This is a genomic window from Streptomyces sp. NPDC014907 (assembly GCF_055562975.1).
Genome location: NZ_JBVHEG010000004.1, coordinates 623,632 through 647,989 on the forward strand (window position 1 = coordinate 623,632; position 24,358 = coordinate 647,989).

The 24,358-nt window shown below is 68.8% G+C and carries 47 protein-coding genes and 1 pseudogene; 18 read left to right on the forward strand and 30 right to left on the reverse strand.

The window, feature by feature from the left end:
• Position 1 precedes the first annotated feature (1 nt).
• The 15 genes from ACZ3IL_RS15075 to ACZ3IL_RS15145 all read left to right on the forward strand — a co-directional run bounded on the left by ACZ3IL_RS15075 (position 2) and on the right by ACZ3IL_RS15145 (position 11,597).
• The gene (locus ACZ3IL_RS15075; RefSeq protein WP_467390342.1) at positions 2 to 1,294 is read left to right on the forward strand and encodes a C40 family peptidase; all 1,293 of its coding nucleotides are present in this window, start codon (positions 2 to 4) and stop codon (positions 1,292 to 1,294) included.
• Between the two features lie 119 nt (positions 1,295 to 1,413).
• Positions 1,414 to 2,610 carry a hypothetical protein gene (locus tag ACZ3IL_RS15080; protein ID WP_467390344.1) on the forward strand — a complete coding sequence of 399 codons (1,197 nt, stop codon included), beginning with the start codon at positions 1,414 to 1,416 and terminating at the stop codon, positions 2,608 to 2,610.
• The gene (locus ACZ3IL_RS15085) at positions 2,610 to 3,542 is read left to right on the forward strand and encodes a hypothetical protein (RefSeq protein WP_467390346.1); all 933 of its coding nucleotides are present in this window, start codon (positions 2,610 to 2,612) and stop codon (positions 3,540 to 3,542) included. The genes ACZ3IL_RS15080 and ACZ3IL_RS15085 overlap by 1 nt, the downstream gene beginning before the upstream one ends.
• Positions 3,543 to 3,810: 268 nt before the next feature.
• A complete protein-coding gene (locus ACZ3IL_RS15090) occupies positions 3,811 to 4,335 on the forward strand; it encodes a hypothetical protein (protein ID WP_467390348.1) in 525 nt (174 codons plus the stop codon).
• 61 nt (positions 4,336 to 4,396) lie between these two features.
• Positions 4,397 to 5,371 (forward strand): N4-gp56 family major capsid protein, encoded by a 975-nt coding sequence (locus tag ACZ3IL_RS15095; protein WP_467390350.1) that lies wholly within the window; start codon positions 4,397 to 4,399, stop codon positions 5,369 to 5,371.
• 65 nt (positions 5,372 to 5,436) lie between these two features.
• Positions 5,437 to 5,649 carry a hypothetical protein gene (locus ACZ3IL_RS15100; protein ID WP_467390352.1) on the forward strand — a complete coding sequence of 71 codons (213 nt, stop codon included), beginning with the start codon at positions 5,437 to 5,439 and terminating at the stop codon, positions 5,647 to 5,649.
• Complete coding sequence (locus ACZ3IL_RS15105) at positions 5,646 to 5,942, forward strand: hypothetical protein (RefSeq protein ID WP_467390354.1); 297 nt, start codon at positions 5,646 to 5,648, stop codon at positions 5,940 to 5,942. The genes ACZ3IL_RS15100 and ACZ3IL_RS15105 overlap by 4 nt, the downstream gene beginning before the upstream one ends.
• 2 nt (positions 5,943 to 5,944) lie before the next feature.
• Positions 5,945 to 6,382, forward strand: a complete 438-nt coding sequence (locus ACZ3IL_RS15110) for a hypothetical protein (RefSeq protein WP_467390356.1) — start codon at positions 5,945 to 5,947, stop codon at positions 6,380 to 6,382.
• Complete coding sequence (locus tag ACZ3IL_RS15115; RefSeq protein ID WP_467390358.1) at positions 6,382 to 7,290, forward strand: phage adaptor protein; 909 nt, start codon at positions 6,382 to 6,384, stop codon at positions 7,288 to 7,290. The genes ACZ3IL_RS15110 and ACZ3IL_RS15115 overlap by 1 nt, the downstream gene beginning before the upstream one ends.
• A gap of 2 nt (positions 7,291 to 7,292) precedes the next feature.
• On the forward strand, positions 7,293 to 8,597 hold the full coding sequence (locus tag ACZ3IL_RS15120; RefSeq protein ID WP_467390360.1) for a hypothetical protein: 1,305 nt from the start codon (positions 7,293 to 7,295) through the stop codon (positions 8,595 to 8,597).
• A gap of 80 nt (positions 8,598 to 8,677) precedes the next feature.
• Positions 8,678 to 10,513: a hypothetical protein gene (locus ACZ3IL_RS15125; protein WP_467390362.1), complete on the forward strand. Its 1,836-nt coding sequence runs from the start codon at positions 8,678 to 8,680 to the stop codon at positions 10,511 to 10,513.
• A 9-nt stretch (positions 10,514 to 10,522) separates the two neighbouring features.
• Positions 10,523 to 10,729, forward strand: coding sequence for a hypothetical protein (locus ACZ3IL_RS15130; RefSeq protein WP_467390365.1), 207 nt, complete (start codon positions 10,523 to 10,525; stop codon positions 10,727 to 10,729).
• Positions 10,726 to 10,956, forward strand: coding sequence for a hypothetical protein (locus ACZ3IL_RS15135; RefSeq protein ID WP_467390367.1), 231 nt, complete (start codon positions 10,726 to 10,728; stop codon positions 10,954 to 10,956). Before ACZ3IL_RS15130 ends, ACZ3IL_RS15135 begins: the two co-directional genes overlap by 4 nt.
• Positions 10,943 to 11,173, forward strand: a complete 231-nt coding sequence (locus ACZ3IL_RS15140; protein ID WP_467390369.1) for a peptidoglycan-binding protein — start codon at positions 10,943 to 10,945, stop codon at positions 11,171 to 11,173. Before ACZ3IL_RS15135 ends, ACZ3IL_RS15140 begins: the two co-directional genes overlap by 14 nt.
• Positions 11,174 to 11,258: 85 nt before the next feature.
• Complete coding sequence (locus ACZ3IL_RS15145) at positions 11,259 to 11,597, forward strand: hypothetical protein (RefSeq protein ID WP_467390371.1); 339 nt, start codon at positions 11,259 to 11,261, stop codon at positions 11,595 to 11,597.
• A gap of 127 nt (positions 11,598 to 11,724) precedes the next feature.
• On the opposite strand, the gene ACZ3IL_RS15150 is transcribed toward ACZ3IL_RS15145, so the two are convergent.
• The 10 genes from ACZ3IL_RS15150 to ACZ3IL_RS15195 all read right to left on the reverse strand — a co-directional run bounded on the left by ACZ3IL_RS15150 (position 11,725) and on the right by ACZ3IL_RS15195 (position 14,523).
• Positions 11,725 to 11,922, reverse strand: coding sequence for a hypothetical protein (locus ACZ3IL_RS15150; RefSeq protein WP_467390373.1), 198 nt, complete (start codon positions 11,920 to 11,922; stop codon positions 11,725 to 11,727).
• Complete coding sequence (locus ACZ3IL_RS15155) at positions 11,915 to 12,172, reverse strand: hypothetical protein (RefSeq protein ID WP_467390375.1); 258 nt, start codon at positions 12,170 to 12,172, stop codon at positions 11,915 to 11,917. The genes ACZ3IL_RS15150 and ACZ3IL_RS15155 overlap by 8 nt, the downstream gene beginning before the upstream one ends.
• A complete protein-coding gene (locus ACZ3IL_RS15160; protein ID WP_467390377.1) occupies positions 12,169 to 12,516 on the reverse strand; it encodes a hypothetical protein in 348 nt (115 codons plus the stop codon). The genes ACZ3IL_RS15155 and ACZ3IL_RS15160 overlap by 4 nt, the downstream gene beginning before the upstream one ends.
• Positions 12,516 to 12,719, reverse strand: coding sequence for a hypothetical protein (locus ACZ3IL_RS15165; RefSeq protein ID WP_467390379.1), 204 nt, complete (start codon positions 12,717 to 12,719; stop codon positions 12,516 to 12,518). Before ACZ3IL_RS15165 ends, ACZ3IL_RS15160 begins: the two co-directional genes overlap by 1 nt.
• Positions 12,716 to 12,871, reverse strand: a complete 156-nt coding sequence (locus ACZ3IL_RS15170; protein ID WP_467390381.1) for a hypothetical protein — start codon at positions 12,869 to 12,871, stop codon at positions 12,716 to 12,718. The genes ACZ3IL_RS15165 and ACZ3IL_RS15170 overlap by 4 nt, the downstream gene beginning before the upstream one ends.
• The gene (locus tag ACZ3IL_RS15175) at positions 12,871 to 13,038 is read right to left on the reverse strand and encodes a hypothetical protein (protein WP_467390383.1); all 168 of its coding nucleotides are present in this window, start codon (positions 13,036 to 13,038) and stop codon (positions 12,871 to 12,873) included. Before ACZ3IL_RS15175 ends, ACZ3IL_RS15170 begins: the two co-directional genes overlap by 1 nt.
• A complete protein-coding gene (locus ACZ3IL_RS15180) occupies positions 13,038 to 13,268 on the reverse strand; it encodes a hypothetical protein (protein ID WP_467390385.1) in 231 nt (76 codons plus the stop codon). Before ACZ3IL_RS15180 ends, ACZ3IL_RS15175 begins: the two co-directional genes overlap by 1 nt.
• Positions 13,268 to 13,810, reverse strand: a complete 543-nt coding sequence (locus ACZ3IL_RS15185; protein ID WP_467390387.1) for a hypothetical protein — start codon at positions 13,808 to 13,810, stop codon at positions 13,268 to 13,270. The genes ACZ3IL_RS15180 and ACZ3IL_RS15185 overlap by 1 nt, the downstream gene beginning before the upstream one ends.
• Positions 13,782 to 14,195 carry a toprim domain-containing protein gene (locus tag ACZ3IL_RS15190; RefSeq protein WP_467390492.1) on the reverse strand — a complete coding sequence of 138 codons (414 nt, stop codon included), beginning with the start codon at positions 14,193 to 14,195 and terminating at the stop codon, positions 13,782 to 13,784. The genes ACZ3IL_RS15185 and ACZ3IL_RS15190 overlap by 29 nt, the downstream gene beginning before the upstream one ends.
• 73 nt (positions 14,196 to 14,268) lie before the next feature.
• Positions 14,269 to 14,523, reverse strand: coding sequence for a CHC2 zinc finger domain-containing protein (locus ACZ3IL_RS15195; RefSeq protein ID WP_467390494.1), 255 nt, complete (start codon positions 14,521 to 14,523; stop codon positions 14,269 to 14,271).
• Between ACZ3IL_RS15195 and ACZ3IL_RS15200 the strand changes: the two genes are divergently transcribed.
• Positions 14,450 to 14,602 carry a hypothetical protein gene (locus tag ACZ3IL_RS15200; protein WP_467390498.1) on the forward strand — a complete coding sequence of 51 codons (153 nt, stop codon included), beginning with the start codon at positions 14,450 to 14,452 and terminating at the stop codon, positions 14,600 to 14,602. The two genes, ACZ3IL_RS15195 and ACZ3IL_RS15200, sit on opposite strands and share 74 nt — an antisense overlap.
• Here ACZ3IL_RS15200 and ACZ3IL_RS15205 read toward each other — a convergent pair.
• From ACZ3IL_RS15205 to ACZ3IL_RS15300, 20 genes are all read right to left on the reverse strand, one after another.
• Positions 14,586 to 14,993, reverse strand: a complete 408-nt coding sequence (locus ACZ3IL_RS15205) for a PDDEXK family nuclease (RefSeq protein WP_467390389.1) — start codon at positions 14,991 to 14,993, stop codon at positions 14,586 to 14,588. The genes ACZ3IL_RS15200 and ACZ3IL_RS15205 overlap by 17 nt on opposite strands.
• On the reverse strand, positions 14,990 to 15,193 hold the full coding sequence (locus tag ACZ3IL_RS15210) for a hypothetical protein (protein ID WP_467390391.1): 204 nt from the start codon (positions 15,191 to 15,193) through the stop codon (positions 14,990 to 14,992). The genes ACZ3IL_RS15205 and ACZ3IL_RS15210 overlap by 4 nt, the downstream gene beginning before the upstream one ends.
• Positions 15,190 to 15,411 carry a hypothetical protein gene (locus tag ACZ3IL_RS15215; RefSeq protein ID WP_467390393.1) on the reverse strand — a complete coding sequence of 74 codons (222 nt, stop codon included), beginning with the start codon at positions 15,409 to 15,411 and terminating at the stop codon, positions 15,190 to 15,192. Before ACZ3IL_RS15215 ends, ACZ3IL_RS15210 begins: the two co-directional genes overlap by 4 nt.
• On the reverse strand, positions 15,404 to 15,685 hold the full coding sequence (locus tag ACZ3IL_RS15220; RefSeq protein WP_467390395.1) for a hypothetical protein: 282 nt from the start codon (positions 15,683 to 15,685) through the stop codon (positions 15,404 to 15,406). Before ACZ3IL_RS15220 ends, ACZ3IL_RS15215 begins: the two co-directional genes overlap by 8 nt.
• A complete protein-coding gene (locus ACZ3IL_RS15225; protein ID WP_467390397.1) occupies positions 15,678 to 15,950 on the reverse strand; it encodes a hypothetical protein in 273 nt (90 codons plus the stop codon). The genes ACZ3IL_RS15220 and ACZ3IL_RS15225 overlap by 8 nt, the downstream gene beginning before the upstream one ends.
• Positions 15,947 to 16,312, reverse strand: a complete 366-nt coding sequence (locus ACZ3IL_RS15230; protein ID WP_467390399.1) for a DUF2493 domain-containing protein — start codon at positions 16,310 to 16,312, stop codon at positions 15,947 to 15,949. The genes ACZ3IL_RS15225 and ACZ3IL_RS15230 overlap by 4 nt, the downstream gene beginning before the upstream one ends.
• Positions 16,309 to 16,521, reverse strand: coding sequence for a hypothetical protein (locus ACZ3IL_RS15235; RefSeq protein ID WP_467390401.1), 213 nt, complete (start codon positions 16,519 to 16,521; stop codon positions 16,309 to 16,311). The genes ACZ3IL_RS15230 and ACZ3IL_RS15235 overlap by 4 nt, the downstream gene beginning before the upstream one ends.
• Complete coding sequence (locus ACZ3IL_RS15240; protein ID WP_467390403.1) at positions 16,518 to 16,715, reverse strand: hypothetical protein; 198 nt, start codon at positions 16,713 to 16,715, stop codon at positions 16,518 to 16,520. Before ACZ3IL_RS15240 ends, ACZ3IL_RS15235 begins: the two co-directional genes overlap by 4 nt.
• A gap of 97 nt (positions 16,716 to 16,812) precedes the next feature.
• A complete protein-coding gene (locus ACZ3IL_RS15245; protein WP_467390405.1) occupies positions 16,813 to 17,640 on the reverse strand; it encodes a P-loop NTPase family protein in 828 nt (275 codons plus the stop codon).
• Positions 17,641 to 17,898: a hypothetical protein gene (locus tag ACZ3IL_RS15250; protein ID WP_467390407.1), complete on the reverse strand. Its 258-nt coding sequence runs from the start codon at positions 17,896 to 17,898 to the stop codon at positions 17,641 to 17,643.
• Positions 17,899 to 17,968: 70 nt separating this feature from the next.
• Positions 17,969 to 18,631: a hypothetical protein gene (locus ACZ3IL_RS15255; protein WP_467390410.1), complete on the reverse strand. Its 663-nt coding sequence runs from the start codon at positions 18,629 to 18,631 to the stop codon at positions 17,969 to 17,971.
• Positions 18,628 to 18,783, reverse strand: coding sequence for a hypothetical protein (locus ACZ3IL_RS15260; protein ID WP_467390412.1), 156 nt, complete (start codon positions 18,781 to 18,783; stop codon positions 18,628 to 18,630). The genes ACZ3IL_RS15255 and ACZ3IL_RS15260 overlap by 4 nt, the downstream gene beginning before the upstream one ends.
• 118 nt (positions 18,784 to 18,901) lie before the next feature.
• Positions 18,902 to 19,099 (reverse strand): hypothetical protein, encoded by a 198-nt coding sequence (locus tag ACZ3IL_RS15265; protein WP_467390414.1) that lies wholly within the window; start codon positions 19,097 to 19,099, stop codon positions 18,902 to 18,904.
• Positions 19,096 to 19,233 (reverse strand): hypothetical protein, encoded by a 138-nt coding sequence (locus tag ACZ3IL_RS15270; protein ID WP_467390416.1) that lies wholly within the window; start codon positions 19,231 to 19,233, stop codon positions 19,096 to 19,098. Before ACZ3IL_RS15270 ends, ACZ3IL_RS15265 begins: the two co-directional genes overlap by 4 nt.
• An 8-nt stretch (positions 19,234 to 19,241) precedes the next feature.
• Entirely contained in the window at positions 19,242 to 20,096 is an 855-nt protein-coding gene (locus tag ACZ3IL_RS15275; RefSeq protein WP_467390418.1) for a RecB family exonuclease, read from the reverse strand.
• Positions 20,093 to 20,410 carry a hypothetical protein gene (locus tag ACZ3IL_RS15280; RefSeq protein ID WP_467390420.1) on the reverse strand — a complete coding sequence of 106 codons (318 nt, stop codon included), beginning with the start codon at positions 20,408 to 20,410 and terminating at the stop codon, positions 20,093 to 20,095. The genes ACZ3IL_RS15275 and ACZ3IL_RS15280 overlap by 4 nt, the downstream gene beginning before the upstream one ends.
• A gap of 51 nt (positions 20,411 to 20,461) precedes the next feature.
• Positions 20,462 to 21,205 (reverse strand): WhiB family transcriptional regulator, encoded by a 744-nt coding sequence (locus tag ACZ3IL_RS15285; protein WP_467390422.1) that lies wholly within the window; start codon positions 21,203 to 21,205, stop codon positions 20,462 to 20,464.
• 9 nt (positions 21,206 to 21,214) lie between these two features.
• The gene (locus ACZ3IL_RS15290; protein ID WP_467390424.1) at positions 21,215 to 21,376 is read right to left on the reverse strand and encodes a hypothetical protein; all 162 of its coding nucleotides are present in this window, start codon (positions 21,374 to 21,376) and stop codon (positions 21,215 to 21,217) included.
• A 202-nt stretch (positions 21,377 to 21,578) separates the two neighbouring features.
• On the reverse strand, positions 21,579 to 21,827 hold the full coding sequence (locus ACZ3IL_RS15295; protein ID WP_467390426.1) for a hypothetical protein: 249 nt from the start codon (positions 21,825 to 21,827) through the stop codon (positions 21,579 to 21,581).
• 52 nt (positions 21,828 to 21,879) lie between these two features.
• On the reverse strand, positions 21,880 to 22,122 hold the full coding sequence (locus ACZ3IL_RS15300) for a hypothetical protein (RefSeq protein WP_467390428.1): 243 nt from the start codon (positions 22,120 to 22,122) through the stop codon (positions 21,880 to 21,882).
• A 93-nt stretch (positions 22,123 to 22,215) separates the two neighbouring features.
• Between ACZ3IL_RS15300 and ACZ3IL_RS15305 the strand changes: the two are divergent.
• Positions 22,216 to 22,656 (forward strand): annotated as a pseudogene (locus ACZ3IL_RS15305) (hypothetical protein); the annotation flags it as partial.
• Between the two features lie 140 nt (positions 22,657 to 22,796).
• On the forward strand, positions 22,797 to 24,353 hold the full coding sequence (locus ACZ3IL_RS15310; protein WP_467390430.1) for a CocE/NonD family hydrolase: 1,557 nt from the start codon (positions 22,797 to 22,799) through the stop codon (positions 24,351 to 24,353).
• Positions 24,354 to 24,358: the final 5 nt, after the last annotated feature.

Genomic DNA, 24,358 nt, shown 5'->3' on the forward strand with positions numbered 1-24,358 from the left:
CATGGCGCGAGGTGAAGAGCTGGTCGAGCTGGCTCGCAAGAGCCTGGGAGTCAAGTACGTCTGGGGCGGCAACGACCTGCGGAACGGCATTGACTGCTCGGGTCTGGTCCAGCAGGTCTACAAGGCGTACGGCATCGAGCTGCCGCGGGTGACGTACGACCAGATCAACGTAGGTCATTCGGTGCAGCCGGACGCGCTGCGCCCGGGAGACCTGGTCTTCTTCGACACGGACCGGAAGCGCTCCGGCCCCGACCACGTCGGCATCTATATGGGCGGGGGGAAGTTCATCCATGCCCCCGCCCCGGGCAAGCCCGTGAAGATCTCCTCGCTTGCCGAGGGCTACTACATGGACCGCTGGATGGGCGGACGCCGAATCCCCGGCGTGGACGCGAATGCCGCGTCCGGCGGCGGCGAAGCCGCTGAGGTCGCGCCCAAGCTCGACGCCACGGAGTTGGCGGAGGCGTATGGCATGAGCTACGCGTTCATGAAGAGCCAGCCCGAGCTGTGGAAGAAGCTGAACCAGGCGGTCGAGGAGACCTGGACGCCCGAGAAGTTCCAGGCCGAGGTGAAGACTACGAAGTGGTGGCAGACCACCTCAGAGACCGCTCGTCAGGCGCAGGCCCAGGCGAAAACCGATCCGGCGACCTACAAGGCGACCATGGAAGCCGCGCGCCTTCAGGCGCAGCAGATCGCCGTGAAGGTGGGCGCGATCCTGTCGCCGACGAACGTCGACCTCCTCGCGCGCAACATGGTCCACTTGGGCTGGGCCGAGGAGCAGGTGATGAACTTCGTCGGTCAGTATGTACGCTTTGGCGCCGAGAAGACCCTGGGCGGCATGGCCGGTCAGGCGGCATCCGCGATCCGGCGCGAGGCGTACAGCCTCGGCGTCAGCGTCACGGATCAGTCCATCCTGAACAATGCGCAGTACCTCGTCAGAGGGCTGACGAGCATGGAGAAGATCACCGCCGGCCTGCGCGAGCAGGCGGCCGGGCTCTACCCGGCCTGGTCCGAACAGATCCTTGCCGGCGCCAGCATGCAGGATCTGGCGCAGCCTTACCGCCAGGCGCTCGCACAGGAGCTGGAGCTTCCCGAGTCGGACGTGGATGTCTTCTCGCCGAAGATCAAGGCGGCGCTGAACCGCTCCGGCCCTGACGGCCAGCCGTCCCCGATGAGCCTGACGGACTTCACGCAGATGGTGCGCAGCGGCCCCGAATGGGGCAGGACGCGGGGTGCCGTGGACAAGACGCTCGGCATCGGGCGTGACGTGCTCGCGCAGATGGGGCTGGTGAACTGATGGCCGACATCACCTTCGAGGCGTTCCTGTGGTCGCTGACTCAGCAGGAGTCCGGCGGCAACTACAAGGCTGTCGGCGTGTGGGTGGGTGGCGACCGCGCGTACGGGCGCTATCAGGTCATGGGTGCGAACGTCCCCTCGTGGACCGCGAAGTACTACGGGCGGCGCCTCACGCCGCAGGAGTACCTGAACAACCCCGAAGCGCAGGACGCGGTGGTTCGCGGCGTCCTCGGCGGCTACGTGAAGAAGTACGGCTACCGCGGCGCGGCTAGCGCCTGGTACAGCGGCCAGGCCAGCCTGCACATGTCCACCCGGGCTCAGCCCGGAGGTCCCTCGATCAAGGGGTACGTCGACTCCGTGATGAGCCGCGCCGCCGGCTACAAGGGCGGCGGTCTCGGAAGTTCAACGACAAGCTTCGCTCCCGCTGCTCCCGCCACGGGCGCCGCGCCCGTGGTCCCCAAGCTCGACGCGAACGAGCTGGCCGAGCAGTACGGCCTGTCGGCCAATCTGATCAACAGCAGCGCGGAGCTGAAGAAGCTGTTCGGACAGGCCGTCTCGGGCTCGTGGAGCCCGGCGCGCTTCCAGGCGGCTCTGAAGAACTCCAACTGGTGGCGCACGCAGCCGGACTCCCTGCGCAAGTACCTCACGACCAAGCACACCGATCCCGCGACGCTTCGCCAGCAGAGCGAAGCGGCCGGAGCGAAGCTCAACCGCCTCGCGGTGGAGGTCGGACTGGGCAATCAGATGGGCGGCGGTAAGCCGTCCAAGCTGCTCACGCAGGCTGTTTACAACAGCCTCGCGCTGGGCTGGAGCGATCAGCGCGTCAAGGACTGGCTCGGCACGCAGGTGGGCCTGCACGGCGAGATGATGTGGGGCGAAGCCGGAGAGGTCTTCGACAAGCTGCACGGCGTGGCGTACGCCAACGGGCTGCGGTACAGCTCCAGCTGGTACCGCGACCAGGCCAAGTCAGTGGTCTCCGGCAGGTCGACCGCGACGACGGTCGAGGACCAGATCCGCCGCCAGGCGGCTGCCCGGTACACCGCGTACCGCGATCAGATCCTCGCCGGGCAGAACGTCATGGATCTGGCATCGCCGTACCTCAAGACCGTCTCCACGCTGCTCGAACTCCCCGAGAGCGACGTGGACCTCTTCAACAAGCACGTCTCGAAGGCGATGACCGCCAAGGGCACCACGCCCCTGTGGCAGTTCGAGACTGACGTACGCTCCGACCCGCTCTGGAAGAAGACCAACAACGCCCGGGAGAGCATGTTCTCCACCGCTCACCAGGTGCTGAACGCCTTTGGAGTGACCCACTGATGCCCACCGCGAACGCGGCCAAGCCGCCCGCCCTCCCTGACCGCACCGCCCGATCAGCCGGGCGCAACGGGTCGAACTGGGCGGAGTATCTGACCGGCTCCGACCGTGATGCCTACTTGGCGCTGTCCAACGAGTTCAAGCGCTTCGGCCTGGAGTCCCTGGCCGGGAAGATCTATGAGTACGTCAAGCAGGGCTACGGCGCGGACACCATCGCGCTCCTGCTCCAGGACACCAAGGAGTACAAGGAGCGCTTCGCCGGGAACGAGGTCCGCCGCAAGGCGGGCTTGGCCGTGCTGAACCCCGGCGAGTACCTGGCCGCAGAGGCGAGCTACCGCCAGATCCTCGAATCGGCCGGCATGCCGAAGGGGTTCTACGACAACCCGGCCGACTTCACGTCCTGGATCGGCGGCGACGTCTCGCCGACGGAGATCAAGAGCCGCGTGGACATGGCGATGGAGCGGGTCAACCAGACCGATCCGACGACGCGCAACGCCATGAAGCAGATGTACGGCGTCAGCGAATCCGACATCGCCGCGTACTTCCTGGACCGCAAGCGGGCCGAGCCCGTACTGAAGAAGCAGATGAGCGCTTCCGCCATCGGCGCCGCCGCCCTGCGGCGCGGCTTCAAGCTCGACCGCCTGGACCTGGAGTCCTATGCGGATCTGGGCATCGGCGGTCAGGACGCCGAGGCGGCGTACGCCCGCATCGCGGACAGCTTCGAGGCCATGAGCGGCCTCGCCACGGTGTACGGCACGAGCTGGGGCCAGCGCGAGGCGGAGCAGGAGGTCTTCACGCCCGGGGCCGCGCCCTCCATGGGCACGGAGAGCGCCTTCGAGAAGGGCAAGCGCCTGCGCTCCCAGGAGCGGGCCGCCTTCGCAGGCGGGCGCGCAGCTACCTCGCAGGGGCTGAATGCCGGGTATCGTCGTACGTAGCGCTCAAGCCGGTTCTGAAGCGGTGACGAGGCGGGGACTTCAGACCACCCGCCACAAGGCGTAGCAAGCACCAGCCCCCGACCGAAGTCGGGGGCTTCGTGCTGTCCGCACGCCGCTTTAACTAGCACCGCTAGTTAAAGCGGCGTAGCCGATGTACTCTCCGCGCCGACGGACCGACCGGCCCCGTCCCCTGCTGAAGGCCGGTAGCGGAGCGCGAGACCCCTCCCCCGGGGGGAGTAGCAGGCCGCGAAGAGACACGGGAGTGGCAGTGAGCGAGTACGACTTCGGATACGAGGGCGACGAGGCGTCGACCATGGGCGAGACGGGCGCGCAGACCGAGCAGGGACCCAAGTGGTTCCGCGAGGGGCTGGCCAAGCTCTCGGGACAGGTCAACGAGCTGAAGGCGGAGAACGACCGCCTGAAGGCTGCTCAGCAGCGCTCCGAGCTGGAGAACACGCTCAAGGCCAAGGGGTACGCACCGCAGGCCGCCGGCCTGTACCAGGGCGACCCCGCGAAGCTGGACGAGTGGCTGACCGCCAACGGCGGCGCTCTGGCGAAGCTCCCCGAGGGGGAGCAGACGCAGGGCGAGGTGACCCCGCAGGGGCCGCCGGCTTCCACGGTTCCGGCTGACGGTCAGGCGGAGATGCAGCGCATGATGGAGCAGGGCACGCAGGGCGTGGCCCCGCCTCAGGGCTCGGACAAGGAGATCGCAGCGGCGCTCGCCGCCGCCGACTCCCGCGAGGACTTCCACAAGCTGATGAAGGCTCACGGCAACCAGCACAACTGGAGCTGAGCCCCCGACCTGACCTCTCCCCGACACTTCGACATCCCGGGATACCGGGAGGTGAGAGGCTATGGCCAACGCGTACACCGACACCTCGGCAATGAGCAACGCGGTCCAGACCGCGTTCGACAAGGAATTCGGCTTCGCTCTCCGTGACGAGCCGATGTTCCGCGCCGTCGCTGACAAGCGGCCGGCGAACCTGACGGGCCCCGGAGGCTCGATCGTCCTGGAGCGCTACCAGGACATGGCGGCGGCGACCACGCCGCTGAGCGAGACCACGGACCCCGACTCCGTGGCGCTGGGCAACCCGACCCAGACCACGCTGACGCTCCAGGAGTACGGCAACGTCATCCTGCGTACGCGGAAGCTCTTCCTCTTCTCGCTGTCCGACGTGGACCCGGCCATCGCGAACATCATCGCGTACAACGCCGCCGACAGCATCGACCGCGTCGTGCAGACCGAGCTGCGCTCGGGCACCAACGTGATCCAGCGCAAGGGCGGCAACGTCTCGTACGTCACCAACGGGTCCGTTTCCACTCCGGCGGCGACCACGATGACGGCCACCGACTCCTTCAACTCCGCCATCGCCCGGCTCGCGCCGGTCAAGCTCCGGGCCGCGAAGGCGGTCCCGCGCAAGGAGGGCCTGTACTGGGCTGCGATCCACCCGGAGGTCTCCCACGACCTGCGCGCCGAGACCGGCGCCGCCGCCTGGCGTGACCCGCACAACTACTCGGCCGCCGGCAACATTTGGGCGGGCGAACTCGGCGCGTACGAAGGGGCCTTCTACATCGAGTCCCCCCGCTGCTACAACGCCGTGGACGCCGGCACCGGCGACAACACGGTGCGCCGCTTCCGCACGTACTACGCGGGCCGCGAGGCGCTGGCCGAGGCCGTCGCCGAGGAGTTCCACGTGACGGCGGGGCCGATCACGGACAAGCTCGGCCGCTTCCGGCCGCTGGGCTGGTACGGCGTCGCGGGCTGGAAGATCTACCGCAACGAGGCGCTGATCCGCGCCGAGACGACCTCCACGGTCAACGCGTCCTGATGAGCACGTGGCTGTTCCGGCCCCCCACGGTGGATGAGGGGCCGGCAGTCCCGGGCAGTGCCCTGATGCGCTTCTACAAGCTGACGCAGGGTATCACCATCCTGGACTCCAGCGGCACGTACCGCGCGGTGCGGTACCCCACCCAGGACGAGATCGCCGCAGCCACCCACTGCTACATGGGTGGCCACGAGCACGTCGTGGACGACGCGACGAAGGCCGCCCTCATCGCGGCCGGCGTCAGTGTGACCGAATCGAACTTCACTCAGGAGCCCTCGTGACCAGCGAGAACTGCCGCTCCGGGTGCCCCACCCGGGATCACGCCACCTGGGGCGAGTGCGCTCGCGCGGCGAACATGCGCATCGCCTACTGCGGTATCGGCGGCGGCGACGCCACCGTGCAGAAGCAGTGGGACGCGGAGCTGTCCCTGTATCGCGAAGCCCGCAAGCAGGGCATCCAGCCCGAGGGCACCAAGACCAAGCAAATCGTCAAGGCCCTGAAGGCCAGCGACAAGGCGGGCGCGGCGTATGGCCGCGACTTCAAGGCGGCCACGCCCGTTCCCGAGGGGGTCTGACCATGGCAGAGATGCGAGTCGCCATCGACGGGGTCACCCCCGTCAGCGGTGCGATCCCCGTCACCGGCACACAGACCGTGCCCTACCGGACCTCCGCCTCCGATGGAGGCGTGGCCAACGCTCCGACGGCCGGAGTGGCCGTTGCCACCGTCCCGTCGGGGTCGCTGCCCGCGGGCCTCTACGACTTGGAGGTTTACGTGGGCATGGCCGGCACGCTGGCGGCTGCCGCCGACACCTCGAACATGATGCTGAAGTACGGCGCCACCACGCTCATCGACCGCATCGCCTACACGGCGAACGGCACCTCGAACCCGCTTGCCGGCCCCTTCCGGTTCCGCGTCGCCCTGGACGGCTCCAGCGCGCTCACGGTCAACGCCGTGGGCGCCGCGACTGCGTCGAGCATCTACACCGCGACCATCACGGCAACGCAGGTGAACTGATGCCGACCTTCGACCAGCTCGTCTCCCGCGTCCGGCGGGAGCTGCGCGGCTTCACGCTGGACCAGGCGTCTATGTCCACGCTCGCCATGGACATGCTGCCGGCCGACACCAGCTTCATGGTGGACCTGGACGACGTCACCGAAGTCTCGCGCGGGCTCGTGGAGATCGATGACGAGCTGATCCTGGTCAAGAGCTACGACGCCCAGACCGGGCTCGTGACCGTGCTCGGCGGCCCGAACGGCCGCGGCGTCGAAGACACCACCGCTGCCGCGCACAGCGCGGACGCCATCATCACCGCAGCGCCTACCTTTCCGCGGAAGGCCATCAAGGACGCGATCAACGACGCGGTGGAGGGCCTGTACCCGAACCTGGTCGTCCTCGCGAAGACGGACTTCCCGTACAGCGCAGCACAGAGCGAGTACGCGATGCCGGCGGACGCCGAGGACGTCTGGACCATCACGGCCCGCTGGCTCGGGCCGGAGCGCGTGAGCGGAGCGGTGTCGAACTGGCGCTTCAGCACGCACGCGAACTCGGCCGACTTCCCCACCGGGAGGTCGGTCCAGCTGTGGGACGCCATCACGCCCGGCCAGACCGTCCAGGTCGTCTACACGAAGCGTCCCGCGCTCCTGTCGTCCAAGTTGGACGACTTCGCGACCACCACCGGCTACCCCGACAGGGTCGCCGATCTCGTCATCTGGGATGCCGCCAGGCGGCTGCTCCCGGGCGTCATGAGCGCCCGTCTCCAGCAGACCTCCGTGGAGTCCACGGAGCGCTCGCAGCTGGTCAGCACGGGCGATGTCGCCCGAGCAGTGCAGACCTACTCGGCGCTGTACGCCGAGCGTCTTCAGGCCGAGCGCGAGCGGCAGTTCGCGGAGAACCCGAACTTCCAGACCTTTCAGGGGAGCTGAGCGTGGCCAACGCGTACAACTACTCGAATGTCGCGATCCCGACCACGCTGGCGGGCAACGTCTCTGCGGGAGCCAGCGTGGTCAGCGTGCTCTCGACCGCCGGCTTCCCGACGGTGCCGTACGTCATCGCCATCGACTACGGCGCCTCCACGGAGGAGCTGGCCAAGGTGACCGGCGTCGCCGGTCTGGCCCTCACGGTGGAGCGCGGCTTCGGCGGCACCTCCGCCCAGAGCCACAGCCTGGGGGCCGCCGTACGACCCGTCTGGAACGCGGTCGACGCGACGGACTGCCGTACGCACGAAGCCGCCACCGCCGCCCACGGCGCCACGGGGGCGGTCGTCGGCACGACGAACACGCAGACGCTGACGAACAAGACGCTGACCTCGCCCACGGTCACCGCGCCGACCATCACGACCCCGACGATGACCGGCGGGGGGAGCCTCGCCGGAACGTACAGCGGCGCGCCCACCTTCTCGGGGAACCCGACGTTCTCGGGCACTCCTGTCTTCACGGGCCTGCTCACCGCCTCGGGCGGCATCGCCGCTTCCCGGACTGCGGGCACGGTCCCGCTGACCGTGACTGGCGCCGCCTCGCAGACGGCGGACCTGGTACAGATCAAGGACAGCGGCGGAGTAGATCTGGTCAAGGTTTACAAGAGCGGCTTCGTGGACCTCCGCGCAGGCGCCCACATCGAGGGCGGCTCGGACATCGGCTCCAGCGCCGTCATCATCAAGCAGGGCACCTACCCGGGGTCAGGTGCGCTCTCTGTCCGGAACGTCTCCGATGCGAGCCTCCTGGAGGTCAGCACCGCAGGCACAGAAGTCACGGGTCCACTCACGGTCTCGGGCACGGTCAACGCTTCCCGGAAGGCGTTCAAGCTCGCGGACACCAGCCGTACGTCGGCCACCCTGTCCAGCGACCCGGACCTGACGATCCCGCTCCCTGACGCGAGCGGCATCTACGCCATGGAAGCCCTGCTCCTCGTCCGCGGGGACGCGGCTTCGGACATCAACATCACCTGGGCCACACCCGCAGGCGTCACGGGCTTCTGGAGCCCAATCAATTTTGCCGCCGCTACGTCCACCACCAGCGGATCACCGGAGCTGGTCGCCTCCGCGTGGAGCGCAACCCGCTCCTTCGGCCTGCATGCCACGCCCTCCAACGCCTACGGAATCCAGGTCAAGGGCTTCATCCGCTGCAACGGCACCGCGGGTAACCTCACGCTTCAGTGGGCCGCACTCACCGGGGGCGGCACGGGCAGCATCGTGAGCCTCGGGTCCTGGGTCGCTGTGGAGAGGCTGGCCTGATGGCCGGACTCGTCTCGCGCCTTCCCTTCCCCTTGTCGGGGCGCTCTTCATCCGCTGCCGCCGCCTATGCTCTCAAGGGCGTGGCCTATGACGTGGCCATCGCCGGCATGCCCTGGCTCATCAAGGCCGACGACCAGAACCCGCTGACGCGGGCCGGGGCGCCCACTAAGAAGGACCAGGTCGACCAGCAGCAAGAGCCTGGCGAGCAGAGCCTGGCGAACTGGTGGCTCCGCTCGCAGTCCTCCTTCATTGGCGGTGCCGGGCTCCTGTATCAGGACCCGTCCTCGGACAACCAGTACGCGATCAGGTTCGCCAACTCAGTCGGCGTGAACCCGTGGGTGAACGGCAAGCTCACGCTTCTGCGTGAGACCACGCAGCGCATCGCGGACGCCTCCGCGGACCGGCACTTCCTGGTCGGCTGGAACGACGGCACGGACCGCTACTGGTCCGCCGTGGGCTTCGTCCTCAGGAGCGACACGGGCAGCGCCGTCACCACGATCACGTGGGGCGGCGCGGGGACCATCAGGTCCCTGACAAGCGACGGCACGAACTACTACGTCGCGGACTCCACGGGCATCTACCGCGGCGCCGGGAACGGCGCCGGCTCGCTGATCTGGAACACCGGCTCGGCGAACACGACCATCCGGTGGGTCAAGGGCCGCCTGATGGCGGGCGTCGGTGCGTCCGTCTACGAGCTGACCACGGGCGGCCCGGCCCTGCCGGCGGCGAAGTTCACGCACCTCAACAGCTCCTGGCAGTGGACCGACATCGCCGAAGGCACGAACGCGATCTACGCGTCCGGCTACGCGGGCTCCCAGGGCGCCATCTACAAGTTCGTGCTCGACACCTCGGGCAACGTGCCCACGCTCAGCAGCGGCGGCATTCTCGCCGCCCAGCTCCCGCGGGGCGAGATCGTGCACACGATGACGACCTACCTGGGCAGCTTCATCGGCATCGGCACGAACCGCGGCCTTCGCGTAGGCGAGATCAATGACAGCGGCGACATCCAGTACGGCCCGCTGCTCATCGAGGTCGCCGGAGGCGTGAAGGCCATCGCCGCGTACGACCGCTTCTTCTTCGCCGCAGCGACGAACGCGATCGAGGGGAAGTCGGGGCTCTACCGCGTCGACCTGGGCCAGCCGGTCCAGGACAACGGCGTCTCCGCCGGGCAGCGCTACGCGTACGCCACAGACCTTCAGAGCAAGGTGACCGGCGAGGTCTCCGCGGTCACGGTCTTCGGCAACAGCGACCGCATGGCGCTGGCCGTCATCGGCCAGGGCAGCTACCTGGAATCCGCCTCCACCGTGGAGGCGACCGGCTACCTGGCTACGGGCAGGGTCAGGTACAACACGCTGGAGCCCAAGCTGTTCAAGCGCGCCACCGTACGTACGCCCACCAGCATCTTCGGCACGGTAGGCCTGAGCGTGCTCGACCCCGGCGGTGCCGAGACCTCCATCATCACCATGTCCGAGGGAACCGCGGTCGCCATCGAAGACGTGTCCCTCGTGACGCCGGCGCTGCCGGTCGAATGGGTCGCGCTGAAGCTGACGCTCGGGCGCTCCGCGACCGACACCACCAAGGGTGGCGAGGTCAACGGCTGGCAGCTCAAGGCCATGCCGGGCGTGGTACGCCAGCGCATCTTCACGCTGCCGCTGTCCTGCTTCGACCGCGAGAAGGATCGCTCGGGGCAGATGGTCGGCTCCGCCGGGCGCACGCTCGCGCGCCTGGAGGCGTTCGAGCAGATCGCGGCGCGAGGCGACGCGGTCGCCTACCAGGACCTTCGCTCCGGCCTGAGCTATCAGGTCGTGATCGATGACTACCGCTTCGAGCAGAAGACCTCACCGAACGCGGGCGATTCCCGCTGGGGCGGAATCCTCTGGGCCCAGCTCCGCACCATCTCCGACGTCGTCACCTAGGAGCAGATCATGAGCCACACACCAGCCTCCGGCGAGAGCGTGCACTTCTGGGATCTCGTGGACGCCTGCTGCCGGGAAGCCCTCGTGGAGGGCGGCGGCGAGAGCACCGCCCGGATCAGCTACCGCCTCCCGGGGGGGCGGGTCGTCCGCGCCCTTCCGCACGACGAGACCAAGGGCGGACCGTCCTGGCACTGGCCCTGCGGGGGCCAGCGATGACGTACTGGAGCTACATCCTCACCGCCGTAGGCGTTTTCGGGCTGTTCCTGGCCGGACGCAAATCCCGCTGGGGATGGGCTGTCGGTATCGGCGCCCAGTCCCTATGGATCGCGTACGCGCTCACCACAGAGCAGTACGGCTTCCTCATCTCGGCTGGAGCGTACGGCTGGGTCTACACGAAGAACTTCCTCGCCTGGCGCCGGGAGGCTCGTCATGTGGCCGCCTGACCGCGTCATCATCGCGCCGGCGAACGACGCCGAGCGCGAGGCCGTGAAGACCGCCCAGCGCGCCCTGCGCATCACCGACAGCGGCGTCATGGACGACAGCACCCGAGCCGCCCTGCGGGGCGTGCAGAAGCTCTTCAACATCCCGGTGAGCGGAGTGCTCGACCGGGCCACCTGCGAGGCCCTGGACATCCTGCGGCCTCCGTCCCTAAGGAAGTGACCGTGAACGAGTACATGCCCAGTGCCTCCTTCCTCCTGATCCTCAGCACCTTCATCCTGGTGCTGCTCCACGTATTGGACGCCATATGAAGATCACCGGTTTCCAGCTCGGCGCCTTCGCCGTCGCCGTCATCGGCGCCGTGCTGCTCGCTCTCTTCGACAAGCCCACGGGCAGCTTCCTCGCGCTGGTGACGCCGATCCTCACCGCGATCTACCTGGACGCGAAGACTGAGCGGCAGAACGCCGTGCTGGATGACCAGAACAGCGTTCTGAGCGAGCAGAACCAGAAGCTCGACCGCATCACGCACCAGACCAACGGCGAGCTGGACCGCCGCATCCGCGCGGCGGTGGACGAGGCGGCCGAGCGGGCCGCCAAGGAAGCTGCGGCAGTGGCGGCGGAGGCCGCAGCGAAGCGGGAGCCGTAGGGCTCCACAACGCAAAAAAGACCCCCGCCCGGAGGCGGGGGTCTTCTGCTTACCGCTGAGTCGGATGATCAGTCCGGCGGCACGCTCCGGCCCAGTTCCTTGGAGAGGGGGCCGGACGCTCATCATGTCATGCGTCGAACGCGCTGACATCCTCGGGGACCACGGTCACCTGCCGCGTGTAGCGGCGCACGCATGCACGCGTCCAGCGGTGGACCTCCACGGGCTTGTCGGTGCGCGCCGCCTCGAAGGAGGCGTGCTCGAAGGCGGCCTCCTCGTTCGGGAACTCGGTGATTCCGACGCTGAACCACTCCCTGCCGTCAGCCACGGTCGCTCTCCTTCGTGGGGTCGATGTCGCTGGCGGCCATGCGCATGCCATCAGCGCGCATGCGCATACTCTCGGAGCGAAGCACGGCGTAAGTGTTCGCCAGCGCTCGCTGTCGCTCCGCCAGCTCGTGGGCGTGCTCGCGCTTCAGCTCATCGAGAAGACGGGAGGCTTCAGGGGCAGCCACGTACTCGCGGCTGCCCAGCAGGCGCAAGACCAGCGCCTCTGTGGTCATGCGCTCGACCTCGCTCACGCGTCCTCCCCGGGCGGGATCAGCTCGACCTCGCCGTGCAGGCGCTTGGGGAGTGCCGGCGGGCCGTAGGCCGCAGCCCAGCCGTTCGTGGGCTGCTGCGAAGGCAGCACGTCCCCACCGGAGATGTCGGGCCCCTGCACGGGGCCGGGCCAGTCCTTGACGGCCTGGAGCAGCGCTGCGTTACCCTCCTGCGCCCGCTCGTCTTCCACGAAGGCGATGACGTCCTTGAAGGTCTGGATCAGGGACTCCTCGGAGTCGTTCTTCGAGACGTCCCACACCGTGGTGCGGGCGCCCTCCTTGTGGCAGATCTTGAGCGTGTCCCTGCCTATGGTCAGCGTGAGCATCAGTCCTCCACGTCGGGGTCGATCAGGCTGGCAGCCCACTCCGCACCGTCCGACCAGTCCGGCGAGCGGTCCGGGTTCGCCTCGCGGATGAACCGGGCGAGTCGGCTCGCGTACTCCCGCTGGATCTCCCCCAGTGCGTCGTTGCAGAGCATCAGGTGCTCGCCGGAGCCGTCCAGGTTGACGAGCTGCATCCATGCGCTCACGCCGCCTCCCCGAAGGCGCGGTCCAGCTCCGCTTCGAGGAAGCGATGGATGTCCTCGCGGCTGTGCGCGTGCTTGCGGTCCTCGATCAGCTCCGCCAGCGCGATGCGCAGGTGCGTGCACGCGTTGCGCTCGTTCTCGGTCTCGTGGGCCATCAGCCGTTCTCCTCCTCACGGCGCAGAGCTTCGATGGTGTCGTCGTAGCCCTCCCAGTTGTCGAGGCCCGCAGCCTCAAGAGCTTCGAGTTCCCTGGAGGCGCGCAGCAGCTCCTGGTACTCGCTGTGCGTCAGGGTCCAGGTCCCGTTGTGGTTGCTGGCGGCCATCAGTCCTCCACCTTCTCCGCGACGACCACGCCGTCCTCGTCCACGTCCGGCTCCCACTCTTCGGGGAGTTCCAGCGAGTGCTTCTGCCCCCAGCCGGAGCACTGGGCGCAGAGGGTGGGAGCGCCCTCCTGCATCGCTTCCTCGTAGATCGCCTCGGGGTCGGTCTCGTCGGTCTCGACCGTGACCGAGGCGGCAGCGGTGCCGGTCAGGTAGATGCGGTACTTCGGCATCAGCTCTCCTTGATGGGCGCGACGCGCGTGATGGCCAGCACCTGCGTGTCGGGATGGGTGATGATCAGGGCGCCATCCTGCGCGGTGACGGACGCGTCACCGGGGACGAAGACCTCGTAGGCATGGCCTCCGGCCACGCTGTACGCGACGCTGAGCGGCGGGCGCCGCTCGGGCTGGGGCGGGGTGAAGCGCTCGAACTCCACCGCCGACTGCGGCCGGTAGGCCGTGCACTCGTTGCACTCCCAGCACCCCCCTGCACGGTGGTCCGGCTCGATGTGCCCGCAGGACACGCATGGCGTGTACTCCGGCCCCTCGGGGGGCGGGAGGCGCGTGAGACACGAGTCGGGGTCGACGCCCGAGCAGTTGTCGCACTCGTGCGGTTCCGGAAGCTCCACGGCCTCGACCGTGACGGGCTCGTACACCCGGCAGCGGCACTCCGGCCGGGAGGCCGAGCAGGGCCCGCCCGATCCCTGGTAGCCGTGCCGGAAGCGGTCGTGGCCGCAGGTGCACGCGTCATCCTGCGATGAGGGCTCGGACTGCATCCGGTCCTCCTTCCTGGTAGATCGAGTTCACGTCCATGTCCTGGGGGAGCCTGATGGGCCGGGCCTTGACCTCCCGGCCCAGGAAGCTCGCGAAGCTCCCGCCCGCCTTGTCGCCGTCGGCGAAGCTGTAGACGGTGTCGAAGTCCGCGAGGCAGCGGCCGAAGTGCTTCTCCCATGCCTTCACGCCGGCGACGCCGACGGCAGGTATGCCGCATATGGAGAGCGTGATGGTGTCCAGCTCGCCTTCGGCGACCGCGATGAAGGGGCTGTCCTTCTTCAGGTCGAGCACGTTGAAGAGGTTCGAGCTGGAGCCCTCGGGCTTCAGGTACTTCCGGTGACCCTCGATGCTCTTGCAGTCGTGATCGAGAGCGCAGCGGAAGTTCATGTTCACCACGCCTGAGGGCGTGAGGTACGGGATCGCAATGCGCCCGCGGTACTGCTCGTGGCCGAGCAGGGGCCTACCCACGACGCCCAGGCGGTACGTAGCGGCGTCCTGCTGGCTGAAGCCCCGGCCCGTCAGATACGCCTGGGCGCTGGTATCGCCCGCGAGATCTTGCTGGTACGTCGAGACCGCTGTCTCGAAGAATGCTCTCTGCTCGCTCGACAGCGTCTGCACGGTCGCAGTTCTCCATGGCCTGGATGAGTTGGATGGCGGAGCCCTTGGCTCCGCAGGCGTGGCAGAAGAAGACCTGCTTCTCCACGTTCACGCGCATGCTGGGGCGCCGGTCCCCGTGGACCGGGCAGCACACCTGCTCCTCGCCCCAGCGGCCCGCGTTCAGCTCGATGCCGTAGTGAAGGAGCACAGGGCCGATGGGAAAAGCAGGAAGGCTACGGCGAGCTGGAGATCCATGCGTACCCACGTGTCGTCACCTTCCTCCGCGCCCAACTGGACCCAGGGGATGTAGGCGTCCCACTCGTGCACGGACTTGCGCGGACGCTTCACCACGAGCACGCAGTGTTCGACTCCCGCGTTCTCCATCTCCTTCAAGGTCTCCCGCTTCCAGGCGGGAACCAGCTGCTTCGCGGCCGCCTTGACCTCCACGACCACGCCGGGTATCCCGGCGACGTCGCCCTTGTCCTTGTTGCCGCTCAGCGCGCGGCGCTCCGCCGCCGACCACCAGTTCTGGAGGTAGCGCACCACCTCCCGCTCGGCAGCGGTGCCCTTCGCCTTGCTCTTGCTCACTCGTCCTCGCCTCGCTTGAGGGTGCGACCTTCGTTCTCCTTGACCCACTTGAAGAACTCGTCCACCGCGTCCTGGTCCCGGAACTTGGCCAGGCTGTGGAACACCGGGCCGTTCATGGTGCAGAGCCACTTGCCCTTGCGCCCCGGGACTTCGCTGACGATCAGCTTCCGTCCAGGCAGCCCTTCGCGCCCGTCGCTCACCGGCAGCATCCCTTCGCGTGCTCGTTGGCGTACCGCAGCGCCGTGGACCAGCGCCTGTAGCCGTGGCCCTGCCGATGCGTGATCGCATCGCACTGGTGGCCCCACTGCCAGCCCCACGGGCTGCGATACAACTGAACCCGCCACCTTGCGGGCAGCGGGTCCGTGTTCGGCGCGTACTCCGGCAGGTCGTGGGACAGGCCGGAGTGGAGATCACTCACCTTCCGCCCCCTTCGCGTAGCGGGCGTAGACGCGGTGCTCCTTGCCCACCGAGCGAGACACCGCCTCGAACGCCCCGCAGGGAGTCCACGCCTTGCGCTTGCCGGCGCGGATGCAATAAGCCATCGATCGCGCGGAGCCGCTGTTGCCCAGGACGAGGACGAGCGCCCATTCACCCGGGCGCCGCTTCAGCTGCTCGGCGATCTGGGCGTGCTCGCCGACGACACCCCGTCCCGCCGCCCACTTCGGCGGCTCTTCCCACCTGAGATCACTCATCGCTCACTCCATCCCCGAGGAAGCGGACGTACACGTACGCCGCTTCCGCTTCACCGTTCACTCGTGAGACCGCGTCGAAGTCGCCCGCAGGCGCGTACGCGGGCAGCAGACCAAGCCTGATGCTGCGCGCGAGGGACCCGGCACTCTTCAGCTTGTACGGCTTGTCGATCCGGGCCCACCGGCCCGGCTCCGCCCGCAGTTGCTCCGCGATCAGCTCGTGCCCGCCCTGTGCGGGCGGTTCTTCCCAGAGGATGCCGAGCTTCATGGCGTGAACACCCTCACGGGAATGCCCGCCTCCTCGGCGAGCTTGATGGTGCCCTGCGTGCCCGAGCCTCCGGACAGCGGGAAGGCAAGGACCAGGTCCGCGCCAGCGCTGACCATGCGCACGTTGCGCAGCGGCCCTGCCGCCTTGCCCTGGCCCTTCCAGTTCGCCGGGAAGGGCTTCTCGGTGCAGCCGAGCTGCTTGCCCGCGACGCGGAACCAGTACGCCGCGAGGTCGTCGGCGCCCGTGGAGCAGGCGCCGTGGATGAGCTGGAAGGGGCCGTGCTCGTGGAAGACGGCCCAGAGGGCGTCGAAGACCTGCTGAGCGTCGCTCCACTTCCTGGAGCCGGTGACGATGACCCTCACTCGCCCTCCTCCCGGCGCTTGCGCAGCACGTCCGCCCAGCCGGGCAGATCCGAGGGGTCCTCGGGCAGGACCCCAGCAGCGATGAGCTTGTTCAGCCCCTCGCGGTCGATCGCGATGTCGGAACGCCCGAAGGCGTCCACCTTGCTGTAGGTCTGCACGCCGAGCGAGGCGCACAGCGCCTTGAAGCCCGCGAAGTCGGTCTCGCTCACCGCATCTCCTCCGCCTTCTCGATGAGCAGGCCGTAGCTGTCCGCCTGCGCCTGCGCTTCCCTGATCTGCCGCCCGATGGCGGCGGCACCCGGGCTCGTCGCGACCATGCCGCGCTGGCGCGTGCGCAGCTTCTCCGCCTGGAGTTCCAGGCGCGCCTGCTCGAAGCGGAGCTGCTTGATGACGAGGTCGGTCATCAACGGTGCCCCCGTCCGCGACAGACGCGACGCGGGCGCAGCCCGCACCAAGTGCGGCACGCCCAGTGCCACAGGCTTTCGAGCGGGATTTCGCTCATCACCATCCACCCTCACTCCAGCCGCTGTTCGCATACGCGTGCGGCTGGCTCTCGAAGTCGCCGACGAAGGACGTCTCGGCGTCCAGCGTCATGGGAATGCGGATCTCGGCGTCCGCAGATGCCTTGGCGTGCCGGTTCTTGACCGGCGCCACGTACAGCCCGCCCGAGTTGTCCACGCCGCAGGTGACGATCACCTCGGGGATCGCCGCCACCTTGCCGTGGATGTCCGAGCGCCTGGGGCACGGCTTCTTCGTGCCCGAGCTGTCCGCGCAGTGATGCACGAGCAGGACGTGGGCCTCGGTCTCACGGGCGAGCACCTTGGACTGGCGCATGAGGTCCCGCAGGGACCCCCACTCGTCGCCCGTGTCGTGCCCGACATCGCTCGCGATGTCCACCACGATCTGCTGGGGCCAGCGGCCCTCGGTCTCGTGGTACGCGTACGCGCTCAGCCAGATGTCGTCCAGGCTCGGATCGGGCTTGAACTCCCAGCGGATGAAGTCGTACGCGCTGAGGATCTGCTTGCACTTCTCGGGCTCCGTGCGGAGCCACGTCTCCGTCGTCTCGGTCGAAACCCGCTGGCTGATCGCCAGCAGTCGCGAAGCGATGGTGTCCTGGTCGGAGTCGGTGGAGAACGCCAGCGTGGGCGTCCTCATGTTGATGAGCGCATTCTGGACGATGCGCGTTTTGTGGGAGCCGGGGATGCCGGCGACCATCGACACGGAGGCGGGGCGGAAGTTCACGCCCTGCGCCTTCCAGGAAAGAAAGGGCGCGGGGAGCGGGGCCTTGCCCAGCGCTCCCCGCGCCACAGAGCGGGACAGTGTCTGCACTTATACGCTCGTCAGGATGATGGTCACCGCGATGACCGCGGCGACAATGCCGATCCACACCCCCGGCAGGAAGGCACGCTCGTGCTCCCGCTGCTTGCCGTACCAGGCGTCCGAGCGGACGACCTTCGACGGCTGCACGGGCGCGAGCGCCTGCTGAAGCTCGTCTCCGCGCTGGACCAGCGCGGGCGTGGGGGCGGGGCGGAATCGCCCCTCGGGGTCCGCCCCCGGGCGCGTGTGCGCCCTGGACCTCGATGCCATGTTCTCACCCCCTCCCCCTCGCCCCACAGTGTGAGGGAGGAGGAGGGCGCCGGGGAAGTCGGTCACGCGATTACGCGGGGACGGGCGAGAACTGCGGGAAGGCGCCGGCGGCGTCGGGCGAGACCATCCAGCTCTTCTCCTGCTTGTTCCAGGAGACCTGCCCGCCCTCGGACGGGCGGCCCTTGCGCAGCTGGTACTGGGCCACGATGCCGTCGAACTCGCCCTTCTTCGGGAAGGGGACGGTCAGCTTGTACCAGCCGTGCTGCCGGTACTCCGGCGAGACCTGCGCCGGAGCCTGCTGCTGCCAGCCGCCCTGCTGGGCGGGCGGCGCCGGAGGCGCGGGCGGGCCGGCGTAGCCGGGGGCACCGGGGACGGAGACGTTCGGCCCGAAGGGCGGCGGGGTGGGGGCGCCCTGCGGGGGCGCCGGCGGTCCGGCCTGGGCCGGGACGGGCGTTGCTCCGCCGAGGCCGTTCGCGACCATCGCGGCAGCCTTGAAGTCCGACCAGAAGGACCCGAGGGCGGCTCCGGTGGCGTGCTCGCGCAGCTCCTCGCACGCGGCGTTGATCTCCTCGGCGGTGTTGCCGCGGATGACGACCATCGGTCCCTGGCCGTTCATGGAGATGGTGTAGCGGTGGTTGTGCGGGTTGGCGGGGTGCTCCGGGTAGGTCGCGCCTTCCGGGGCGGTCCAGTCCTGCTCGTCCTCGGTGGTCTGCTCGGGCATGGTGTCGGTCACTGGGTGTCCTCGTTCCTGGTGATGTCGTAGTGCTTCTTGGCGATGAAGGCCACGTGGCCACACACGCCGCCCGTGTACATCCAGGTGCGCCCAGGAGCGCATTCCTGGACCATCAGGTCCCCCGTCTCATCGCAGCCGTCAGCGATGCACACGGTCAGATCCGGGCCGCTGCCCGGAGGCTCGTTGGTGCTCACTCCTCCGCCGCCCCCTCCCTGCTCGCGCAGCCGGGATAGTGCCCGCACTGCGGGCAGCACGCGCCGCAGTCGCAGTTCACAGGCGCCAGCCCTTCGGCTTGCCCCAGCTCAGGCTCTTGTTGAGCGGCCGGGCGTTCAGCCAGTGGCTGAAGCGGTTCCCGTGGTGACGCCCGTAGAGGCGCCTGAAGGTCGCCATGTCGAACTTCTCCGGCAGGTCTCGGCCTGCCGCCGTGGCCTTCTTCAGCTTGCGGTAGCTGCTGTGGCGGTAGCTCACGAGCGCTCCGCTTCGTTGAAGCAGCCCTCGCAGACGACCTCGCCGTCCACCCAGCCCGCTTCGTCGCCGGCCCAGATCTGCCCGTAGCACTCGTTGCACTCGCTGTCGAAGCGAGCAGTGAACGTGCTGGCCATTCCTTCTCCTAGTAAGGGGGTTGGTTGCTGATGTGACCCGGCGAGTCCGGGTCGTACTGGGCCGCGAGCGGCCCGTTCTTGGCAGCGCAGGCAGCGGAGACGTCGCAGATGTAGCAACCGCGATCGAGTCCGTTTGCCGGGAAGCTCCCGCTCTGGATCTGCTCCCAGGTCTCGCCGAAGACCCGGCCCACCGCCTCGGGGGTGTACTCCGAAAGGTCCATGGGCTTGCCGAGCCCGCCCCGCCTGTTCATGAAGGCGGCGCCGTCGTGGATGTCAATGCCGTACTTGGCCTTGACCAGCGCGGCGTACACGCCGAACTGCGTGGAGCTGCTGGGCGGGCGCTTGCCCGTCTTCAGGTCCACGATCCAGTGCTTCTTGAAGAGCGGGTCGTAGAAGATCCGGTCCAGGTACGCCTTGATCTCCACCGGGCACCCGGGCAGTCGCCCGGAGATGTCCAGCTCGATCGCGGGCTCGCCGTCAGGCGTGGTCCAGATCTCCCACTTCGCGCGCTCGCGCCAGTCGATGTACGACTGGACGTGCGTGAGGCCCATGGCCCGCCAGGACTCGACGTCGTCGGTTCCCGACCGGCGCCACAGGTTCTGGTTCGGCTCCTTCTCGGTGGCCTTGTCGAGCTGCTCATCGAAGGACGCGGCCCAAAGCGTCCGGGTGTGAGTCTCGGTCCAGGTGTCACCGCCTCCGGCGACAGTGACCAAGTCGTAGTGCTCCGTCGCCTCGTGCACGGCGGAGCCGCCCACGGACCACACGGCAGGCTGTTGCGGCGCCTTAGCGATGTAGCGGAGGAACCAGCCCTTGGCGCAGCGCTCGAAGGTCTCCTTCGAGGAGTGCGAGAGGTGGGCGATCATGAGGCCTCGCAAGCGCTCGCTCGGGTCGCCACGAGCGCGAGTCCGTCGGGGTAGACGCACCGCTGGTTGTCCGCATCCCAGAGCGCTCCAGGCGCGGCGCAGTCGGGTCCGATGCGATGGGAGTCGACAAACACGAAATGGCGAGCTGCACCCATGTGCGAATCACAGGAGAGACCGGCGTCTCCGTCGACGGTCCACATGATGTGCCAGGTGGCGCCGTTGGGGCAGTCGGTGGCGTCGGTATCGCTAGGTGAGTAGCTGCACTTCTGTCCACGTCGAGCAAGCTCGCGGCCAAGGGTGACGAACGGCTGCATGATCACCGCTCCCTGGGCCGGTCGACGGCCCGGAGTTCGCTGGCGGGGCTCTTACGCAACACGTGCGCCCTCCTGGGTGCTGGCGGCATCAGGCCGCCCGAAGTACGGCACGATGTAGCGCCGCTGGGGGTTGTAGAAGTCCACGTCCTCGGGCCGGAAGAACTTGAAGACCTGGCCGCGGCCCGAGAAGACCCGCATGCGCACCCAGGCACCGTCGCTGGTCTGGCCGGCGTACCAGCCGTCCGCGATCGAGCGCCCGTTGCGCACCCAGGCGTGTCGCTGCCCCGGGTTCTCCGGGAACGGGACGGGCGCCAGGTGCTCCGGCTCCGGCCGGCGGGACCGAGCAGGGGCGGAAGCGGGGGATGCCGAGCGGGATTCCTCCCACTCGCGGATCAGCGCCTCCGTGACGGAGGCGAAGAAGCCCGTCAGAAAGCGGATCTCGGGAAAGCCGTAGCCCTGCTTTCGCAGTCCGGCGAGGTGTTTGCCCCACTCCAGGCGCTCCGCCTCCGGCCACTTCTTCCACTGACTGGTCTTGCTGAGGTTGACGCGAGCGCGGTAGCGCTGGTGCTCGTCCAGGCCGCCCCAGACGCCGTACTCCTCGCCCTTGGTGTCCCGCCGGCACTCGGCGAGGACGGGGCAGCGGGCGCAAACCTTCTTCGCCTCGTCCCAGGCCGCCTGCGTCGAAGGGGACGGGGGCGCCGTGAGCGGCCCGCCGGGCGCGAAGAAGCCCGCAGGGTCGGCGGACCGGCACAGGCCGTCGGCCCACCACGCCCGGGTGGGGTCGTACAGGACCATCGGTCCTCCTTATCTGATCCACATGGCTACGAAGAGCCAGCCCATGAGCCCGCCGATCAGGGCGCCGAGGATCGTCATGAAGACGTCCTCGCGCTTGACGTGAAGGGCGCGGCCGATACGAGAAAGGCCGCCACGGAGGCGGCCGAGCAGGGTGTTGCGGGGTCTGGTCACGACTGAACCTCCACATGGATGCGGTGCGAAGCGACGAGCCCGCAGCGACGGCAGCGACGCATCCACTGCCGTGCCCAGTGGGGCTTGAACCGGACCGGGTCGGCGATGTGCCACCGCTCCTGCTCCGCGTCGCATCCGGGGCAGGACCTCTGCCCCAGCCCGTAGCCGTGCACGCACTGCGGGACGTGCTCGACGCGTTCGCTCATCGGCAGGTCCCCTCGTCGGCCAGGCGGCGGAGCAGGTCGGCGTGTCGCTCGGCGTAGTCGGTGGCGCATCCGTAGCGGATGTGGCTGGTGTCAGCCGCGACCGCGTCGGCGGCTTCACGGAGGACGGCGGCCCGGACCTCGTGTCGGTACCTTTCGAGGAAGTCGGCGAAGCGGTTGCGGCCGATCGCCTCGGCGAGGGTGAGGGTTTCGGCGGCGAGGAGTTCGGTGGGGCTGGGTTGGATCATCGCAGCCTCCGGCACACGCAGATGACCTGCTTGCAGTTGTGGCAGACGGGGATCACTTGCCCTCCTCCTTCAGGCGCCGGATCTCCCGGCGCAGCTTTTCGTTCTTGACCACCAGGACGCTTCCCTGGCGGAGCTTCGCGACGGTCTCGCCGCGCTTGTACGCCGCCTCCAGGTGCGGGAGCACCGCCTGAAGAACCGCGACGGTGACCACCTCCGGAAGGTCGTGCTCCGAGTTGCGGTCAAGCGCCGTGCGGATGTCCCGCTTCAGGTCCTGGCGGGGGTCGATGCTGGGCATGAGCCCTCCCATGCGAAGAGCCCCCGCATCAGCGAGGGCTCAGGGTTGGTGTTTGTGCAGGTCAGGCGGCTGTCACGAAACTGAGTTGTACCGTGCTCTTGGAGCATGCTCTCCAACAGGCGCACGGCGGCCCATCTGGCCACCCTGCTGCCGGGCGTGTCGGTCGACGTGGACGTCGAGCCGTCCGGGCTGCGGGGGTCGATCACGATCGGCACCGAGCGCCACCTCATGGTCAAGGGGACGTCCGAGTACGTGATCCTGGCCCGGCTCACGGCCGGGGAGGGGCACCGGCCGGTCTTCCTCTTCTGCGGGCAGCGGGCGATCACCAACCAGGCGGCGACCCGCTATCTGGCCCGTCACCACGAGGCCCTGGCGCGCCGTCACCGCGACGGCTCGTTCGTCCTGCTCCTCCGGGTGGTCAACTCGGAGGCCTACGGTCCCGACGTGGTGGAACTGGTGGCCGACGTGACGCGTGCGGCGCTCACGGCTCCCGCACCCGAGTCCGAGTCCGAGTCCGGGTCCGCGGCGGCGTGAGCGGGGCGCCGGGGCCGCCAATCGTTATCCCCGCGTGACGCGCCGGGGTGTTACCTCCGGTAAGCCATCAAGGTTACCGTCGGGTACTTTCACTGCCCCCCAGCGCTGTCCCCGCAGCGCTCCCGGTGAGGAGTATCCCCGTGCGCGCATCCCTGGTCCTCGCCGTCTCGGCCGCCCTCGTGGCCGGGACGACCCTCGGTCTCGCCCCCGCGGCCCGGGCCGGCACCACCGGCCCGGCCGACGTCCGCTTCGTCGACGTCCCCGGAGAGGGCGGCACCGTCCTCAAGGCGAACGTCCTCACCCCCGCCGGGACGCCCGCCGACGCCCGCCTCCCCCTCATCGTGCTGCCCACCAGCTGGGCCATGCCCCAGATCGAGTACGTCGCCCAGGCCCAGAAGCTCGCCGACTCCGGCTACGTCGTCGTGAGCTACAACTCGCGCGGCTTCTGGCAGTCCGGCGGCGAGATCGAGACCGCGGGTCCCGAGGACGTCGCCGACGCCTCCGCGGTGATCGACTGGGCCCTCGCCCACACCCCCGCCGACCCCGGGCACGTGGGCATGGGAGGCGTCTCGTACGGCGCCGGGATCAGCCTCCTCGCCGCCGCGCACGACCCCCGGATCAAGGCCGTCGCCGCGCTCAGCGGCTGGGCCGACCTCATCGACTCCATCTACAGCGGACGGACCCAGCACCTCCAGGCCGCCGCCCTGCTCGGCGGCGCCGGATACCTCACCGGACGCCCGGGCCCCGAACTCCGGCAGGTCCTGGACGACTTCCTCTCCTCCAACCTGGCCAAGGAGGAGGACATGATCGCCTGGGGCCGCAAGCGCTCCCCGGTGACGTACCTCGACCGGATCAACGCCAACGGCGCCGCGATCATGCTCGGCAACGCCTGGGGCGACACCATCTTCCCGCCCAACCAGTACGCGAGCTTCTACGAGAAGCTCACCGGCCCCAAGCGCCTGGAGTTCCGCCCCGGCGACCACGCCACCGCCGAACTCACCGGCCTCTTCGGACTGCCCAACGACACCTGGACCAGCACCCGGCGCTGGTTCGACCGCTACCTCAAGGGCGCGGACAACGGCATCGACCGCGAACGGCCGGTCCAGCTCAAGTCCCGCTCCACCGGGGCGTACGAGGGCTACGCGGACTGGAAGTCCGTCGACGCCGACCGGCGGAGGTTCGACCTCGACGGCACGCAGCGGGTGTGGGCGAACGTCGACTCGGGCGCCAACGGCGGCACCACCCTGCTCACCAACGCCCTGGACCAGTTCCTCCGCGTCCCGCCCGTCGTCTCGGTGCCCCTGCTCCCCCGCTCCTTCGCCGCCGTGTGGCAGTCCGGGTGGTACGACGCCCCGCAGCGGGTGCGCGGCACGGCGAAGGTGCACACCACCGTCACCTCCACCGAGGAGAGCGGCACCCTCGTCGCCTACCTCTACGACGTGGGCCCGCTCGGGGTGGGCAAGCTGGTCACCAACGCCCCGTACACCTTCCACGGCAAGACCCCGGGACAGCCGTTCGCCGTCGACCTGGAGCTGTTCTCCACGGCGTACGACGTGCCGGCCGGGCACCGGCTCGCCCTGGTGGTCGACACCGTCGACCCGCTCTACATCGAGCACAACCCGACCGGCGCGCGGCTGACCTTCTCCTCCCCCGCGGCCGACCCGTCGTACGTGTCGGTACCGCTGCGGGAGGAGTGATCACC